Raw genomic sequence first — 13,787 nt, 5'->3', positions numbered from 1 at the left:
CATGAGCACGACCACGGAAATCTCCGAGACCACCCTGCTGCGTTTCGCGACCGCCGGCTCCGTCGACGACGGCAAGTCCACCCTGGTGGGACGGCTGTTGCACGACTCCAAGTCGGTCCTCGTCGACCAACTGGAGGCGGTCGAGCGTGCCTCCGCGAGCCGCGGCCAGGACGCCCCCGACCTCGCGCTGCTCACCGACGGCCTGCGGGCCGAGCGGGAGCAGGGCATCACGATCGACGTGGCGTACCGTTACTTCGCCACGCCGAGGCGGCGGTTCATCCTCGCCGACACCCCCGGCCACGTGCAGTACACCCGCAACATGGTCACCGGCGCCTCCACGGCCGAGCTGACGGTGATCCTGGTCGACGCCCGCAACGGCGTCGTCGAGCAGACCCGCCGCCACGCGGCCATCGCCGCCCTCCTGCGGGTCCCGCACGTGGTCCTCGCCGTCAACAAGATGGACCTGGTCGAGTACCGGGAGTCGGTCTTCGCGGCGATCGCCGAGGAGTTCACGGCGTACGCGCTCGAACTGGGCGTCCCGGAGATCACCGCGATCCCGATCTCCGCGCTGGCCGGCGACAACGTGGTGGAGCCGTCCGCGAACATGGACTGGTACGGCGGCCCGACCTTCCTGGAGCACCTGGAGACGGTCCCGGTCACCCACGACCTGAGCCACTGCCACGCCCGTCTTCCCGTGCAGTACGTGATCCGCCCGCAGACCGCCGAGCACCCCGACTACCGGGGCTACGCGGGGCAGATCGCCGCCGGTTCGTTCCACGTCGGTGAGGCGGTGACGGTCCTGCCGTCCGGCCGTGCCTCCCGGATCGCCGGCATCGACCTGCTCGGCGAGCCGGTCGACTTGGCCTGGACGACGCAGTCGGTGACCCTCCTGCTGGAGGACGACATCGACATCTCGCGCGGCGACCTCATCGTGCCCAGCAAGGACGCCCCGGCGACCACGCAGGACATCGAGGCGACCGTCTGCCATGTCGCCGACGCCGCGCTGACCGTCGGCCACCGGGTCCTGCTCAAGCACGGCACCCGCACGGTGAAGGCGATCGTGAAGGACATCCCGTCCCGGCTCACGCTCGACGACCTGTCCCTGCACCCGCACCCGGGGCAGCTCGTGGCCAACGACATCGGCCGCGTGAAGATCCGCACCGCGGAGCCGCTGCCGGTCGACTCCTACGCCGACTCCCGGCGCACCGGTTCGTTCATCCTGATCGACCCCAGCGACGGCACCACCCTCACCGCGGGCATGGTCGGCGAGTCGTTCGCGTCCCCGGAGCCCGTCAAGGACGAGTCCGAGGACGACGGCTGGGACTTCTGACCGTCCCGGGCGGCACGAGTCCGCCGCCCTCCCCGCCACGGCCACGACGAGATCCCAGGAGGTGACGACCATGGCCACGATCACGACGCTCGCCAAGGCCGACGAGACGGTCGGGCAGGCCGCCCGCATCGAGCACGTCTCGAAGTCCTTCGCGACCCCCGCCGGGCAGCAGCTCGTCCTGGACGACATCAGCCTCGATGTCGCCCCCGGCGAGTTCGTCACCCTCCTGGGCGCCTCCGGCTGCGGCAAGTCCACCCTGCTCAACCTGGTCGCCGGCCTGGACCGGCCCAGCACCGGCACCATCACCACCGACGGCCGCCCGGCCCTGATGTTCCAGGAACACGCCCTGTTCCCCTGGCTGAGCGCGGGCAAGAACATCGAACTCGCCCTCAAGCTGCGCGGAGTTGCCAAGCCCGAGCGCCGCGAGCGCGCCGAGGAACTGCTGGAACTCGTGCGGCTGACAGGGGCGTACGGCAAGCGGGTGCACGAGCTGTCCGGCGGCATGCGCCAGCGCGTGGCGATGGCCCGCGCGCTCGCGCAGGACAGCCGGCTGCTGCTGATGGACGAGCCGTTCGCCGCGCTGGACGCCATCACCCGCGACGTGCTGCACGACGAACTGACCCGCATCTGGGCCGAGACGGGCCTGTCGGTGCTGTTCGTCACCCACAACGTGCGCGAGGCCGTCCGGCTGGCCCAGCGGGTGATCCTGCTGTCCTCCCGCCCGGGCCGTATCGCCCGCGAGTGGCGGGTCGACATCCCCCAGCCGCGCCGGATCGAGGACGCGCCCGTGGCCGAACTGTCCCTGGAGATCACCGAAGTCCTGCGTGGGGAGATCCGCCGCCATGGCCAGCACTGACACCACACCGGCCCAGGACGCCGGGAGCGTGGAGGCCGGCCTCGACGCCCTGGAGACCACCACCACCGGACGGACGCCGCTGCGCCGGACCCTGGTCGACAAGGTCCTGCCGCCGGTCATCGCGATCGCCGTGGTGCTGGTGGTCTGGCAGGGGCTGATCTCCTTCAAGATCGTCGACGACCCGAGCAAGCTGCCCTCACCGGCCGACGTCTGGCACGTCCTGCGCCAGTCGTGGCTGGAGGGCACGCTGCTGGGCTACATCTGGACGAGCGTCTCGCGCGGCCTGCTCGGCTTCTGCCTCGCCCTGCTCATCGGCACCCCGCTCGGCCTGCTGGTCGCCCGCGTGAAGTTCGTCCGCGCCGCCCTCGGCCCCATCCTCTCCGGCCTGCAGTCCCTGCCCTCCGTCGCCTGGGTACCCCCCGCCGTGATCTGGCTCGGCCTGAACAACTCCATGATGTACGCCGTCATCCTGCTCGGCGCCGTCCCCTCCATCGCCAACGGCCTCGTCTCCGGCGTCGACCAGGTCCCCCCGCTCTTCCTGCGCGCCGGCCGCACCATGGGCGCCACCGGCCTCAAGGGCACCTGGCACATCACCCTGCCCGCCGCCCTGCCCGGCTACGTCGCCGGCATGAAACAGGGCTGGGCCTTCTCCTGGCGCTCCCTCATGGCCGCCGAGATCATCGCCAGCTTCCCCGACCTCGGCGTCGGACTCGGCCAACTCCTCGAAAACGCCCGCACCGCCTCCGACATGGCCATGGTCTTCGAAGCCATCCTCCTCATCCTCTTCGTCGGCATCGCCATCGACCTCATCGTCTTCAGCCCCCTCGAACGCCGGGTCCTGCGCAGCCGCGGCCTGCTGGTGAAGGGCTGAGGTTGCATGCGTACGACGTCCGGCCGCCCCGTCCTGGTGGTGATCGCGCACGGCAGCCGTGACCCGCGGCACGCCGCGACGGTGCACGCCCTGGTCCGCGAGGTGCGCGCGCTGCGCCCGGAGGTCCGGGTGGAGACCGGTTTCCTGGACTTCAACATCCCGTCCGTGCAAGGGGTCCTGGAGTCGCTGGCGGCGGAGGGCGTGCGCGACGTCGTGGCCCTGCCGCTGCTGTTGACGCGCGCGTTCCACGCGAAGGCCGACATCCCGGCGGTCCTGCGGGAGGCGCCGTCGCGGCTGCGCATCCGCCAGGCGGAGGTGCTGGGCCCCTCGCCGCTGCTCCTCACAGCCCTCGAACGGCGGTTGTACGAGGCGGGGTTGTCGCCCGCCGACAAGTCCTCGACCGGGGTCGTGCTGGCCTCGGCGGGGTCCACCGACCCGGAGGCGATCGAGGTGATCGCAGAAATCGCGCGGGAGTGGCGGCACACCGGTTGGTGCGCCGTGCGGCCCGCGTTCGCCTCCGCCGCTCTGCCCCGCACCGAGGACGCGGTACGGGAGCTGCGTGCCCTGGGGTGCGCTCGGGTGGCCGTCGCCCCGTACGTCCTCGCGCCCGGCTTCCTCCCCGACCGCATCGCGCGGGGCGCGGCCGAGGCGGACGTGCTCGCCGACGTCCTCGGCCCGGCGCCGGAGGTGGCCCGGGTGCTGCTGGAACGTTACGACGCGGCGCGCACACCGGCGCTGACGGCGCTCGGCGCCTGACCCGGCGCGCGCCGCCGGGCGTCAGTCGAAGCGGAGCGCTCCCGTGCGGGTGCGCTTGAGCTCGAAGAAGTCGGGGTCGGTGGCCAGGACGCGGAAGCTGTCGAAGAGCGCGGCCGCCCTGGCCCCTCGGGGGACGGCCCGCAGGACGGGGCCGAACCACACCGTGCCGTCGACGTGGAGGGTGGGCGTGCCGACGTAGCCACCCGAGTCGGGTTCGGCGCCGGCCGCGTGGCTGCGGCGGACCGCGTCGTCGTAGGACGGGTCGTGCGCGGCGGCGGCCAGGTCGGCCGGCAGACCCAGTTCCGCGAGGGAATCGGCGATCACGGCGGCGAAGAGGTCCGCGGAATCGGCCTTGCGCTCGTGGATGCGGGTGCCGAACGCGGTGTACAGATCGCGCAGCACCTTCTCGCCGTGCCGTTCCGCCGCGGCCACGGCCACCCGTACCGGGCCGATCGACCGGTCCACCAACTCCCGGTACCAGTCGGGGAGTTCGTTGCCGATGTTGTGCAGGTACAGGCTCATCGCGTGGAAGCGGAGGTCGAGCGGGCGCTCGCGCTCGACCTCCAGCAGCCAGCGGGAGGTGATCCAGGCGAAGGGGCAGGCGGGGTCGAACCAGAAGTCGACGCGGACGGGTGCGGTGTCGTTCATGCCGTCGACGCTAGCCTCCAGGCGGCACAGGGTCTTGCCCCAAATGTTCACTCTTTCATTGGCCCAATTTCGGGTCGCGTCCGCTGGCGGCGAGGGCGCGGTCGAAGACGGGGGCGTCGTCCGACACCGGCACGGGGTCGGCGAAGCCGTCGTACTGCCGGTAGAGGGCGCCGTGCTTGTCGACCACGTGGAGGATGAAGCGGGCGGCGTCGTCGGAGATCCGGAACGTCTGGCCGGTGGCGGTGGCCACGTCCCAGCCGTGCACCGCCATCTCCTTGATCACCATGGAGGCGATGTCGAGGGCCGGCACCTTGGCCATGCCCAGGTCGACCTCGCCCTCCCACACCGCCGGGTCGGCCCAGGCGGCGACGGCGCGGTCCAGCTGGGCGGCGTAGGCCTCGGCCCAGTCCGGGTCGGCGGTGAAGTCGCGGGCGGTCAGCTCCTCGGGGAGTGCCTTGCGCCGGGCGCGGTGCTCCAGGCCGTGGGAGGTGTAGAGGACCCAGTGGTTGACCAGGGCGCGGACGTCCCAGTCGGGGCAGTGGGTGGGTTCGCCGAGGCGTGCCGCCGGGACGCCGCGCGCCACGCGGGCCGCCTCGGCGGCGCACTCGGTCATGTACGGGTGCAGGTGCTTGGGGTCGTACGTCATGCACCCCACGCTAGGAAGAGGCCGCTCAGGACTCTTGAACAAACGCGACAGCCTCGTCGGCGAGCCGGACCAGTTCCTCGACCGGCATCGAGCCGGCCGCCCGGTGCTCGCGTGCGAAGGTGTTGGCGAGCCGCTGCAGGAGGTCGTTGAGCGGAGTCGGTACGCCGTGCAGCCGGCCCAGCAGTGCGATCTCGCCGTTGAGGTGGTCGGCCTCGATGGTGCCGGTGCCGCGGGTGAGGGACTGCCAGGAGGAGCCGCCGCCGCGCGGGGCGCCGTCGAGGGCGACCAGGTCGACCTTGTGCCCGCGGGCGACCCGCTGCTCCTCGGCGCTCGCGTACGCGATCCCGGCGGCGTCGAGTACGGCCTCGCCCTCGGCCCGCACCCGCCGGTACAGCTCCCCCGCCCCGTCACCGGCGACCGAGGAGACCGCCTCCAGCGCGTTGGCCAGGTTGGACAGCAGCTTGGCGTACTGCCAGCGCGTCACGTCCGGCACGACCGGCGCCTGAAGGAACCCCGTCTTCTCCAGGTCCGCGGCGATCCGGCGGACGGTCTCGTCGGTGCCGTGGGGGTAGCGGCCCAGGTGCAGGATGCCGGTGAGCGGGGCGCCGGCCGCCGAGATGCGGCCCGGTTCGACGAAGGTCGCGGGCAGCCACACGCAGACGCCGTACACGTGCCGGAAGACGCGCAGCGCCAGCCGCTGTCCCTCCACGCCGTTCTGGGCGCACAGCAGCGGCAGCCGCTCGGCGGCCGTGCCGCCGCCCGCGACGGGCGCCGGACCCCAGGTCCGCAGGGCGGCCGCCGTGTCCTGTGTCTTGACCGCGAGGACGAGGACGTCGTCGGCCCGCAACGCGCCCAGCTCGTCCGGGCCTTCGACGGCGGGCAGCCGGTAGGTGTGCCGGCCGTCCGGCACGGTCAGCCGCAGGCCGTTCTCCCGCAGTGCCGCGAGGTGCGCGCCGCGGGCGACCGCGACGACCTCGTGCCCGGCCCCCGCGAGCCGTCCGCCGATCGCCCCGCCGACGGCGCCCGCTCCGATGATGATGTGGCGCATGGCAGGAGCCTCGCACACCGGTGCGGGCCACCGGTGGTCCGGCCCCGGGGTCAGCCCGCCGTGAGCTCCACCAGTTTCACCACGGTGTTCCAGTTCCGGGTGGTGGCGATCAGGCCCTTGTTCACGCGGGGCCGGGCGAGCAGTTCGGCGAGTCGGGAACGGCCCAGGCCGTCGGGCGCGTAGAGGTAGAGGGCGCGGTCGCCGAGGCGGAACTCCTCGGGGAGACAGGCCTGCTGGTCGATCTCCGCGAACCGGTCGGCGGTGACGGGTGCGGAGAAGTAGGTGACGTGCAGTTGCTTGGCCTCCAGGTCGGCGGCCGGGAAGGGGCACGCCTCGGCGATCGCCTTCAGATAGGCGTGGTCGCGCACGATCACGTCGACGGCGAAACCGAAGTGCTCCTCGACGGCCTGCCTGAGCTCGGCGGCCAGGGACTCCTCGTCACCGTGGCCGGACGTGAACACGGCCTGCCCGCTCTGCAGGTGGGTGCGTACGGCGTCGTGTCCGAGGCCCTCCATGAGCTGCCGCAGCTCGGCCATCGGGACCTTCTTCTTGCCACCCACGTTGATGCCGCGCAGCAGCGCGGCGTACGTCGTCGTCATGGCGCACACCCTAGGACGGCCCTCCCACCCCGTGGGGGTGGGCACGACGGCCGGGTCCCGGTGAGGGCGGCCACCCTGATCGCCACCTCGAGCAGCCCGGATAGATGTAAGGGACCGCTGTCCTCCTCAGCGGTGAGGGGGCCGACTCCGAGGGGATGAGATCGGGCCACCGCACTTCACCGGGCAGCACGACGAGACGGGCTTACCTCGCCCATACCTTCGAAACGGAAGGTGGCGGCACGGGGCTGTCACCGCTCACGAGGGGGCAGGCCCGTCATGGGGAACGAGGAATCGCGGGTGCGGGGCATCGCCGCCCGGGCCGGCGGCTGGAGTGCCCGGCACCGATGGGCCGCCGTCGGCATCTGGGTGCTGTTCGTCGTCCTGGCGATGGGACTCGGCTCGGCGGCGGGCCGGGTCGATCTCAAGGACACCGACCAGCTCAAGGGCGAGACGCACACAGCGGCGAAGATCGTCGAGGACGCGGGGATCAAGGAACCGGCCGGCGAGACGGTCCTGATCCAGGCGAAGGACGGTGGCCCGAAGGCCACCGACGCCGAGTTCCGCTCGGCGGTGGCGGCGGTCGTGAAGGCCGTGGACGCCACCGGCAAGGTCACCGACGTGAAGTCGCCGTACACCACGGACACGATCTCCAAGGACGGGCGCAGCGCGCTGGTGCGGTTCGACATGCGCGGCGACGCGGAGACCGCGGGCGACCGGGTGGAGCCGGTGCTGAAGGCCGTCGCCGGGGTGCAGAAGGACCACGGGTCGCTGCGGATCGAGGAGATCGGCAGCGCCAGCATGCGCAAGACCTTCGACGACGCGTTCGGGAACGACTTCAAGAAGGCCGAGTACTCGGCGGTGCCGGTCGCCCTCGGCATTCTGCTCATCGCCTTCGGTGCCCTGGTGGCCGCGCTGCTGCCGGTGGCCCTGGCGATCACCGCGATCATGGCGACGATGGGCCTGATGGGCCTCGTCAGCCACGTCCAGCCGATGACCGACACCGCCAACTCCGTCATGCTGCTGGTCGGCCTGGCCGTGGGCGTCGACTACTGCCTGTTCTACCTGCGCCGTGAGCGCGAGGAGCGGGCCGCCGGACGCGACGGGCAGACGGCCCTGCGGGTCGCCGCCGCGACCAGTGGCCGCGCGATCATCGTCTCCGGCATCACGGTGTGCGTGGCGATGGCGGGCATGCTGTTCACCGGGCTCGCCACCTTCGAGGGCATGGGCCTGGCCTCGCTGATGGTCGTCGCCGTCGCCATGGTCGGCTCGGTGACCGTCCTGCCGGCGCTGCTGTCGCTGCTGGGCGAGCGGGTCGAGAAGGGCCGTGTGCCGTTCCTGCACAAGGCCATGCAGCGCCGGGCCGCCCGCTCGGGCGGGCAGAGCCGGTTCTGGAGCGCCGTGGTACGCGCGGTGCTGGCCAGGCCGCTGGTGTCGGTGGTCGTGGCGGCCGGCGCGCTGCTGGCCGTCGCCGCTCCCGCGCTCGGCATGAAGACCCAGAACCTCACGCTGGACCAGGAGTTCGGCGACTCGCTGCCGATCGTGCAGACGTACAACCGCGTCAACGACGCCTTCCCGGGCGGCTCCGAGCCGGCCGAGGTGGTCGTCAAGGCGAAGGACATCAACGCCCCCGAGGTCAAGAGCGCGCTCGCCGACTTCAAGGAGCGGGCGATCAGTTCGGGCGCCTCGCGCGGCCCGGTCCAGATCACCCTGCACGACGCGCAGAACATCGCCTACGTCTACGTCCCGCTGGTCGGCGGTTCCGACCTGGACAAGGCGGGCGCCAGCCTGGAGAAGCTGCGCGACGAGGTGCGGCCCGCCACGCTCGGCAAGGTGGACGGCGTCCAGGCCCCGATCACCGGGCAGGTGGCCGGTTCGAAGGACTTCAACGACCAGCTCGGCGGTGCCGTCGTCCCGGTCTTCGCGTTCGTCGTGGTCTTCGCCTTCGCGCTGATGCTGCTGTCGTTCCGCTCGCTGACCATCGCGATCACCTCGATCGTGCTCAACCTCCTCTCCGTGGGCGCCGCCTACGGCATCCTCGTCGCCGTCTTCCAGCACGGCTGGGGCGCATCCCTGGTCGGCGCGGAGGGGGTCGGGGCGATCATCACCTGGCTGCCGCTGTTCCTGTTCGTGATCCTGTTCGGGCTGAGCATGGACTACCACGTGTTCGTGGTCTCCCGGATCCGCGAGGCGCGGCTGCGGGGCCGTACGACGAACGAGGCGATCCACCACGGCGTGGTCACCACGGCGGGTGTCGTCACCAGTGCCGCGGTCATCATGGTCGCCGTGTTCGCGATCTTCGGCACGCTGTCCATGCAGTCCATGAAGCAGATGGGCGTGGGCCTCGCGGCCGCGGTGCTCATCGACGCCACGATCATCCGGGGCGTGCTGCTCCCGGCCGTGATGGCGCTGCTGGGCGAGCGCAACTGGTACCTGCCGAAGTGGCTGAACCGGATGCCCGACCTCACGCACGACGAGGCGCCCGAGGCCGTCACGCACGCGGCGGAGGACGAGGGCGAGCCCGTACGGGTCTGAAGCCGCCCTTGCCGAGGGCCCGTTGGTCTCCCGGGGGAACCAGCGGGCCCTCGCTCATGCCCGCGCGCGGGCGAGTTCGGCCTCGATGAGATCGGCCGCCCGTCCGGTGCCGCCCTCCTGGGCCATCGCGGCCCGGATCTCCCCCAGCCGCCGGGCCACTTCGGGGTCGTCGACCAGGGCGAGGGCGGTCGCCCGCAGGGCCTCGGCGGTGGCCTCCTCGGTGTCGAGGCGGCGGGCGACCCCGAGCGCCTGCAACATGTCGGCGTTGCCGAACTGGTCGACGGCCTGCGGTACGGCGATCATCGGCGTGGCGGTGGCCAGTCCCTCCTGGCTGCCGCCCGCCCCCGCGTGCGTGACGAACAGGTCGGCCCGTCGCAGGACCGCCAACTGCGGCACCCAGGACCGCACTTCGACGTTCCCGGGGACTTCGCCGAGCCTGGCCGGGTCCATGCGCTCACCGATCTGCAGCACGAGGTGCCAGCCAGTGAGTCCGCCGAAGGCCCGCACGCACTCCCGGTAGAAGCCGGGCCGGTCGGTGAAGGTGGAGCCGAGCGAGACCAGCACCACCTTCTCGGCGTCCGCCGGGCGCACCCAGTCGCCCTGCGCCGCCCGGTCGCCCTGACAGGCGCCGACGAAGGTGTACACGCACTCGTCGACCCGGTCGGCGTGCGGCTGCAACGCCCTGGGGATCAGCACCAGCGACCGGTCGGGCCGGCCTGCGAAGTCGTCCGGGTGCAGCCCGATCCCGTTCTCCTCCAGCCAGGCCCGGAAACGCGCGTAGTAGGCCTTTCCGCGCTCGGTGCTCTTCGGCTCCGCCCACATCGGCTCGGCCACCTCCTCCTCGTACCCCTCCCAGGCCACGAGGTTCGGCGACAGCGACACGGCGGGCACGCCCCAGCGGTGGGCGAGCACGCGGGCCGGGTAGGCCGTGATGTCGTGCAGCACGAGGTCCGGTACGTCTCCCTCGTACGCCGCCGCGAGCTGCGGCAGCGCCTGCATGGCGTCGGCGAGGAACAGCTCCACGTGGTCCAGCAGTTCGCTTCCCCAGGCGGCCGGGTCGGCGCCGGGTCCGGGGAGCGTGGAGTGCCACGGCCTGGGTTCGGCGCCGGTCTCGGCGACCTTGTCCACGAAGGCCGGCGGGATCGCGTAGGTGACCCGGTGCCCGCGGGCGACGAGTTCGCGGATCACTTCGAGGCTTGGGTTCACATGGCCGTGGGCGGCGATGGAGAACATGGCGAGGTGGGCGGGGGCGGTCATACGACGACCGTAGGCGAGACGATACGTCTCGTCCAATGTTTTAGCGGAAGGGCGACCGCGGGCCGGGGGCGGTGTCAGCGCTGGTAGCGGGCGAGGACCAGGTTGCCGTCCCGCTCCAGGCGGTGGCGCAGCGCGGCGAGGCCGATCGCCCCGCTGTAGTACTCCTGGAAGGCGGGGGTCGCCACCTTGTCCTTCCACTCGGGGTAGCCGCGGACGGACTGCGCGGGGGCGGGGCGGAGGTGGGCGGCGAGGGCGGTGCCGGTCGCCCAGCCGTTCTCGGCGGTGTGCAGGGCGGGGTCCTTCAGGGCCCGGGTGCCGGTGGGCAGCATCCAGTCGCCGAGGGCCAGCCGCACCATGTTCCGCGGCCGCAGCAGGAAGTCGACGAACGCGGCGGCCTCCTTCTTGTGCGGGCTGTCCTCGGCGATGGACAGCGTCTGCGGGCTGACGCCCTGGGCGAGCCCGTCCGCTCCGGCCGGGGCGGGCAGCACCTGCCAGGCGAAGCCCTTGGGAGCCTGCTGGGCGATCTGCTGGCGGTAGGAGAAGCCGAGCGGCACCATCGCGTACTTCCCGCCGAAGAACCCGGGCAGGGTGTCCGAGCCGCCGCTGCCCAGGGTGGTGGGCGAGGCGCTGTGGTCGGTGTTCGCCTGGGCGTGGACGGTCCGCGGCACCACCTGGTCGGCCGCGCCGAAACGGACGGTCACCTTGCCGTCCGCGCCCCGGTGGAACAGCTCGCCGCCGGCCGACAGGGAGAGGTTGAGGGTCGCGGAGACCGGCTCCTTGAGCGGCCAGGCGACGCCGTACCTGCCACCGCGGCCCAGCCGCTTCGTCACCTGCCTGAACTCCGCCCAGCTCCAGGGGTGTTCCGGCGTCGGGATGCGCACCCCCGCCTTCTTCAGCCAGGTGGCGTTGGCGACGAGCACCCGCGGCTCCTGGAGGAACGGCACGCCGTACACGCCGTCGCCGAAGGTCGTCGTGCGCCAACTGCGCTGCGGGATGTCGGACTTCAGACGGCGTGAGAGCAGTCCGCGCAGGTCGGCGAGGTAGCCGCCGTAGGCGAAGTCGGCGAGGTCGTCGGAGGCGTCGTGGATGATGTCGGGGGCCTCGCCGCCTTCGAAGGAGGTGAGGAGCTGGTCGTGGACGCTGTCCCAACTGCCTTGCACGTACTCGACCTTGACGTCCGGATGCGCGGCGTTCCACTCCTTCACGAGTTCCTTGTTGGCCTTCACCGACTCCTGCTGCCAGGCCAGGGACTGGAAGCGGAGGGTGATCCGGCCGCCGTTCGCCGCCTCGCCGCCGCCGGTGCAGCCGGCCAGCAGCAGGAGCAGGACGAGGACGCCGGTCGTGAGCCTGGCGCGCATCAGTTCTTCACCGCCCCGGTGAGCATGCCGCCGGTGATACGTCGCTGGACGAACGCGAACACCACCAGCGAGGGCAGCGTCGCGAGGAAGGCGGCCGCCGCGAGCGGGCCGAGGTCGGCGACGCCCTCGGCGCCGATGAAGTGGGTGAGGACGACCGGCAGGGTCTGTTTCTCCGGCGTCTTCAGCAGGACGAGCGCGAAGAAGAACTCGTTCCAGGCGGTGACGAAGGCGAACAGCCCCGTCGCCACGATGCCGGGCGCGAGCAGCGGCGCGACGACCGAGAAGAGGGTACGGGCCCGCCCGGCGCCGTCGACGGCCGCCGCCTCCTCGACCTCGGCCGGCACCGCCCGTACGTACCCGGCGAGCATCCACAGCGCGAACGGCAGCGCCCACACCACGTACACCAGCGTCAGCCCGGCCAGGGAGTCGATCAGCCGCAGGTTCTTCAGCACCAGGAACAGCGGGATGATCACCAGGACGAGCGGGAACGCCTGGCTGACCACCACCCAGCCGGTGGCGGCCCGGGTCAGCGCGGTACGGCGGCGGGCCATGACGTAGGCCAGCGGGGTCGCGATCACCACGGCGACGACGGCGGCACCGGCGGCGGCCAGCAGGGAGTTGAGGGCGGCGTGCAGCAGCGGCTGGGCGTCGAAGGCCTGGCGGAAGTTGTCCAGGGTGGGACGGCGCGGAATCCAGGCGGGGTGCGGACTGCCCAGCTCTCGGGGCGACTTGAAGGCCGTGGAGAGCAGCCAGAGGAACGGGAAGGCAAGGAAGGCGAGATAGCCGAGCAGGGCCGCGTACTGGCCCGCGCGGGCGGTCGTCGAGGTCCTCACGCGTCGTCCCGTCCCCTGAGCCGGCCCACCAGGAACAGGGCGAGGAGCACCGAGATCACGGCGACCATCACGCAGCCCATTGCCGCCGCGTAGCCGAACTGGCCGTAGCGGAAGGCCTCTTCGTAGGCGAACAGCATGGGCAGCCGGGTGCGGCCGCCGGGTCCGCCGCCGGTCAGGACGTAGACCAGGGCGAAGGAGTTGAAGTTCCAGATGAGGTTGAGGGCGGTGATGGCGAGGGCGACCGGTCTCAGGGCGGGCCAGGTGACCGTGCGGAAGCGGCGCCAGGCGCCCGCGCCGTCGACGGCGGCGGCCTCGTGCAGCTCGCGCGGGGTGTTCTGCAGGCCGGCGAGCAGGGCGACCGTGGTCTGCGGCATGCCGGCCCAGACGCCGACGACGATCACCGCGGGCAGGGCGGTGCCGAGGCTGCCGAGCCAGTCCTGTCCGCCGCCGAGGCCGAGGTCGTGCAGGGTCTCGGTGAGGACGCCCGTGTCGGGGTTGTAGACGAGCCGCCACATGATGCCGACGACGACCTCGGGCATGGCCCACGGGATGATCGCCAGGGCCCGGGCCAGCCACCTCAGCCGCAGGTCCTGGCCGAGCAGCAGGGCGAGGCCCAGTGCCAGCAGGAACTGCGGCACGGTCACGCCGACCGCCCACACCAGCCCGATGCGGAACGACTCCCAGAACAGCGTGTCGTGCAGCAGGTCCCGGAAGTTGAGGCCGCCGATCCACCGGGTGGGCTGGGTGCGGCCCGACTGGGAGTCGGTGAAGGCCAGCAGGATGCCGTAGAGCAGTGGTCCGACGCTCAGGACCAGGATCGGGATCAGCGCGGGCAGGACGAGGAACCAGGCCCCGCGGTCCCGCGGCGGCCGGTCCGGGCCGCCGGCGGCGCGCGGCGTGCGCTGCGCCGACCGCTTCGTCGCGGTCACCAAGGTCACGTCATCGGCTCCTTCGCACGGCTCGTGACGTTCGCACCCGGCGGGCCCGTGTCATGGTCGTGAAGGAGGCATACGCCGTCAAGGCAGCGCGCACACCCCCCGACCTGTGCGAATG

At 72.0% G+C, this 13,787-nt stretch carries 13 protein-coding genes; 5 read left to right on the top strand and 8 right to left on the bottom strand.

What is annotated here, in order from left to right; all coding sequences use genetic code 11:
• Nucleotide 1 precedes the first annotated feature (1 nt).
• The 4 genes from LN251_RS24415 to LN251_RS24400 all read left to right on the top strand — a co-directional run bounded on the left by LN251_RS24415 (nt 2) and on the right by LN251_RS24400 (nt 3,813).
• A complete protein-coding gene (locus LN251_RS24415; protein ID WP_458246249.1) occupies nt 2-1,330 on the top strand; it encodes a sulfate adenylyltransferase subunit 1 in 1,329 nt (442 codons plus the stop codon).
• Nucleotides 1,331-1,400: 70 nt separating this feature from the next.
• Nucleotides 1,401-2,186 carry an ABC transporter ATP-binding protein gene (locus LN251_RS24410; RefSeq protein WP_458246248.1) on the top strand — a complete coding sequence of 262 codons (786 nt, stop codon included), beginning with the start codon at nt 1,401-1,403 and terminating at the stop codon, nt 2,184-2,186.
• Complete coding sequence (locus tag LN251_RS24405; protein WP_458246247.1) at nt 2,173-3,057, top strand: ABC transporter permease; 885 nt, start codon at nt 2,173-2,175, stop codon at nt 3,055-3,057. The genes LN251_RS24410 and LN251_RS24405 overlap by 14 nt, the downstream gene beginning before the upstream one ends.
• A gap of 6 nt (nt 3,058-3,063) precedes the next feature.
• The gene (locus LN251_RS24400; protein WP_458246246.1) at nt 3,064-3,813 is read left to right on the top strand and encodes a sirohydrochlorin chelatase; all 750 of its coding nucleotides are present in this window, start codon (nt 3,064-3,066) and stop codon (nt 3,811-3,813) included.
• A 21-nt stretch (nt 3,814-3,834) separates the two neighbouring features.
• Here the strand turns inward: LN251_RS24400 and LN251_RS24395 are convergent, their stop codons facing one another.
• The 4 genes from LN251_RS24395 to LN251_RS24380 are packed head-to-tail and all read right to left on the bottom strand — an operon-like array spanning nt 3,835 to nt 6,754.
• Nucleotides 3,835-4,461: a mycothiol-dependent nitroreductase Rv2466c family protein gene (locus tag LN251_RS24395; RefSeq protein WP_458246245.1), complete on the bottom strand. Its 627-nt coding sequence runs from the start codon at nt 4,459-4,461 to the stop codon at nt 3,835-3,837.
• A 55-nt stretch (nt 4,462-4,516) separates the two neighbouring features.
• Complete coding sequence (locus LN251_RS24390) at nt 4,517-5,107, bottom strand: TIGR03086 family metal-binding protein (RefSeq protein WP_458246244.1); 591 nt, start codon at nt 5,105-5,107, stop codon at nt 4,517-4,519.
• Nucleotides 5,108-5,132: 25 nt separating this feature from the next.
• A complete protein-coding gene (locus LN251_RS24385; RefSeq protein WP_458246243.1) occupies nt 5,133-6,155 on the bottom strand; it encodes a ketopantoate reductase family protein in 1,023 nt (340 codons plus the stop codon).
• A gap of 50 nt (nt 6,156-6,205) precedes the next feature.
• Nucleotides 6,206-6,754, bottom strand: a complete 549-nt coding sequence (locus LN251_RS24380) for a DUF1697 domain-containing protein (protein ID WP_458246242.1) — start codon at nt 6,752-6,754, stop codon at nt 6,206-6,208.
• Nucleotides 6,755-7,030: 276 nt separating this feature from the next.
• Here LN251_RS24380 and LN251_RS24375 point away from each other — a divergent pair, with 276 nt between their 5' ends.
• Nucleotides 7,031-9,286 (top strand): MMPL family transporter, encoded by a 2,256-nt coding sequence (locus LN251_RS24375; protein ID WP_458246241.1) that lies wholly within the window; start codon nt 7,031-7,033, stop codon nt 9,284-9,286.
• Between the two features lie 54 nt (nt 9,287-9,340).
• Here the strand turns inward: LN251_RS24375 and mgt are convergent, their stop codons facing one another.
• The 4 genes from mgt to LN251_RS24355 all read right to left on the bottom strand — a co-directional run bounded on the left by mgt (nt 9,341) and on the right by LN251_RS24355 (nt 13,672).
• Nucleotides 9,341-10,543 (bottom strand): macrolide-inactivating glycosyltransferase, encoded by a 1,203-nt coding sequence (mgt, locus tag LN251_RS24370; protein WP_458246240.1) that lies wholly within the window; start codon nt 10,541-10,543, stop codon nt 9,341-9,343.
• A 74-nt stretch (nt 10,544-10,617) separates the two neighbouring features.
• Nucleotides 10,618-11,901 carry an ABC transporter substrate-binding protein gene (locus LN251_RS24365; RefSeq protein WP_458246239.1) on the bottom strand — a complete coding sequence of 428 codons (1,284 nt, stop codon included), beginning with the start codon at nt 11,899-11,901 and terminating at the stop codon, nt 10,618-10,620.
• Nucleotides 11,901-12,734, bottom strand: coding sequence for a carbohydrate ABC transporter permease (locus tag LN251_RS24360; protein ID WP_458246238.1), 834 nt, complete (start codon nt 12,732-12,734; stop codon nt 11,901-11,903). The genes LN251_RS24365 and LN251_RS24360 overlap by 1 nt, the downstream gene beginning before the upstream one ends.
• The gene (locus LN251_RS24355) at nt 12,731-13,672 is read right to left on the bottom strand and encodes a carbohydrate ABC transporter permease (RefSeq protein WP_458246237.1); all 942 of its coding nucleotides are present in this window, start codon (nt 13,670-13,672) and stop codon (nt 12,731-12,733) included. Before LN251_RS24355 ends, LN251_RS24360 begins: the two co-directional genes overlap by 4 nt.
• Nucleotides 13,673-13,787: the final 115 nt, after the last annotated feature.

The sequence above is a fragment of the Streptomyces sp. MAI_2237 genome, from assembly GCF_054189285.1.
Note: the sequence above shows the minus strand (reverse complement) of the source record. Positions and strands in the feature narration are given on the sequence as shown.

Coding starts and splice junctions, on each gene's coding strand:
- LN251_RS24415 (WP_458246249.1), top strand. CDS start 2: ATGAGCACGACCACGGAAATCTCCGAGACCACCCTGCTGCGTTTCGCG.
- LN251_RS24410 (WP_458246248.1), top strand. CDS start 1,401: ATGGCCACGATCACGACGCTCGCCAAGGCCGACGAGACGGTCGGGCAG.
- LN251_RS24405 (WP_458246247.1), top strand. CDS start 2,173: ATGGCCAGCACTGACACCACACCGGCCCAGGACGCCGGGAGCGTGGAG.
- LN251_RS24400 (WP_458246246.1), top strand. CDS start 3,064: ATGCGTACGACGTCCGGCCGCCCCGTCCTGGTGGTGATCGCGCACGGC.
- LN251_RS24395 (WP_458246245.1), bottom strand. CDS start 4,461: ATGAACGACACCGCACCCGTCCGCGTCGACTTCTGGTTCGACCCCGCC.
- LN251_RS24390 (WP_458246244.1), bottom strand. CDS start 5,107: ATGACGTACGACCCCAAGCACCTGCACCCGTACATGACCGAGTGCGCC.
- LN251_RS24385 (WP_458246243.1), bottom strand. CDS start 6,155: ATGCGCCACATCATCATCGGAGCGGGCGCCGTCGGCGGGGCGATCGGC.
- LN251_RS24380 (WP_458246242.1), bottom strand. CDS start 6,754: ATGACGACGACGTACGCCGCGCTGCTGCGCGGCATCAACGTGGGTGGC.
- LN251_RS24375 (WP_458246241.1), top strand. CDS start 7,031: ATGGGGAACGAGGAATCGCGGGTGCGGGGCATCGCCGCCCGGGCCGGC.
- mgt (WP_458246240.1), bottom strand. CDS start 10,543: ATGACCGCCCCCGCCCACCTCGCCATGTTCTCCATCGCCGCCCACGGC.
- LN251_RS24365 (WP_458246239.1), bottom strand. CDS start 11,901: ATGCGCGCCAGGCTCACGACCGGCGTCCTCGTCCTGCTCCTGCTGCTG.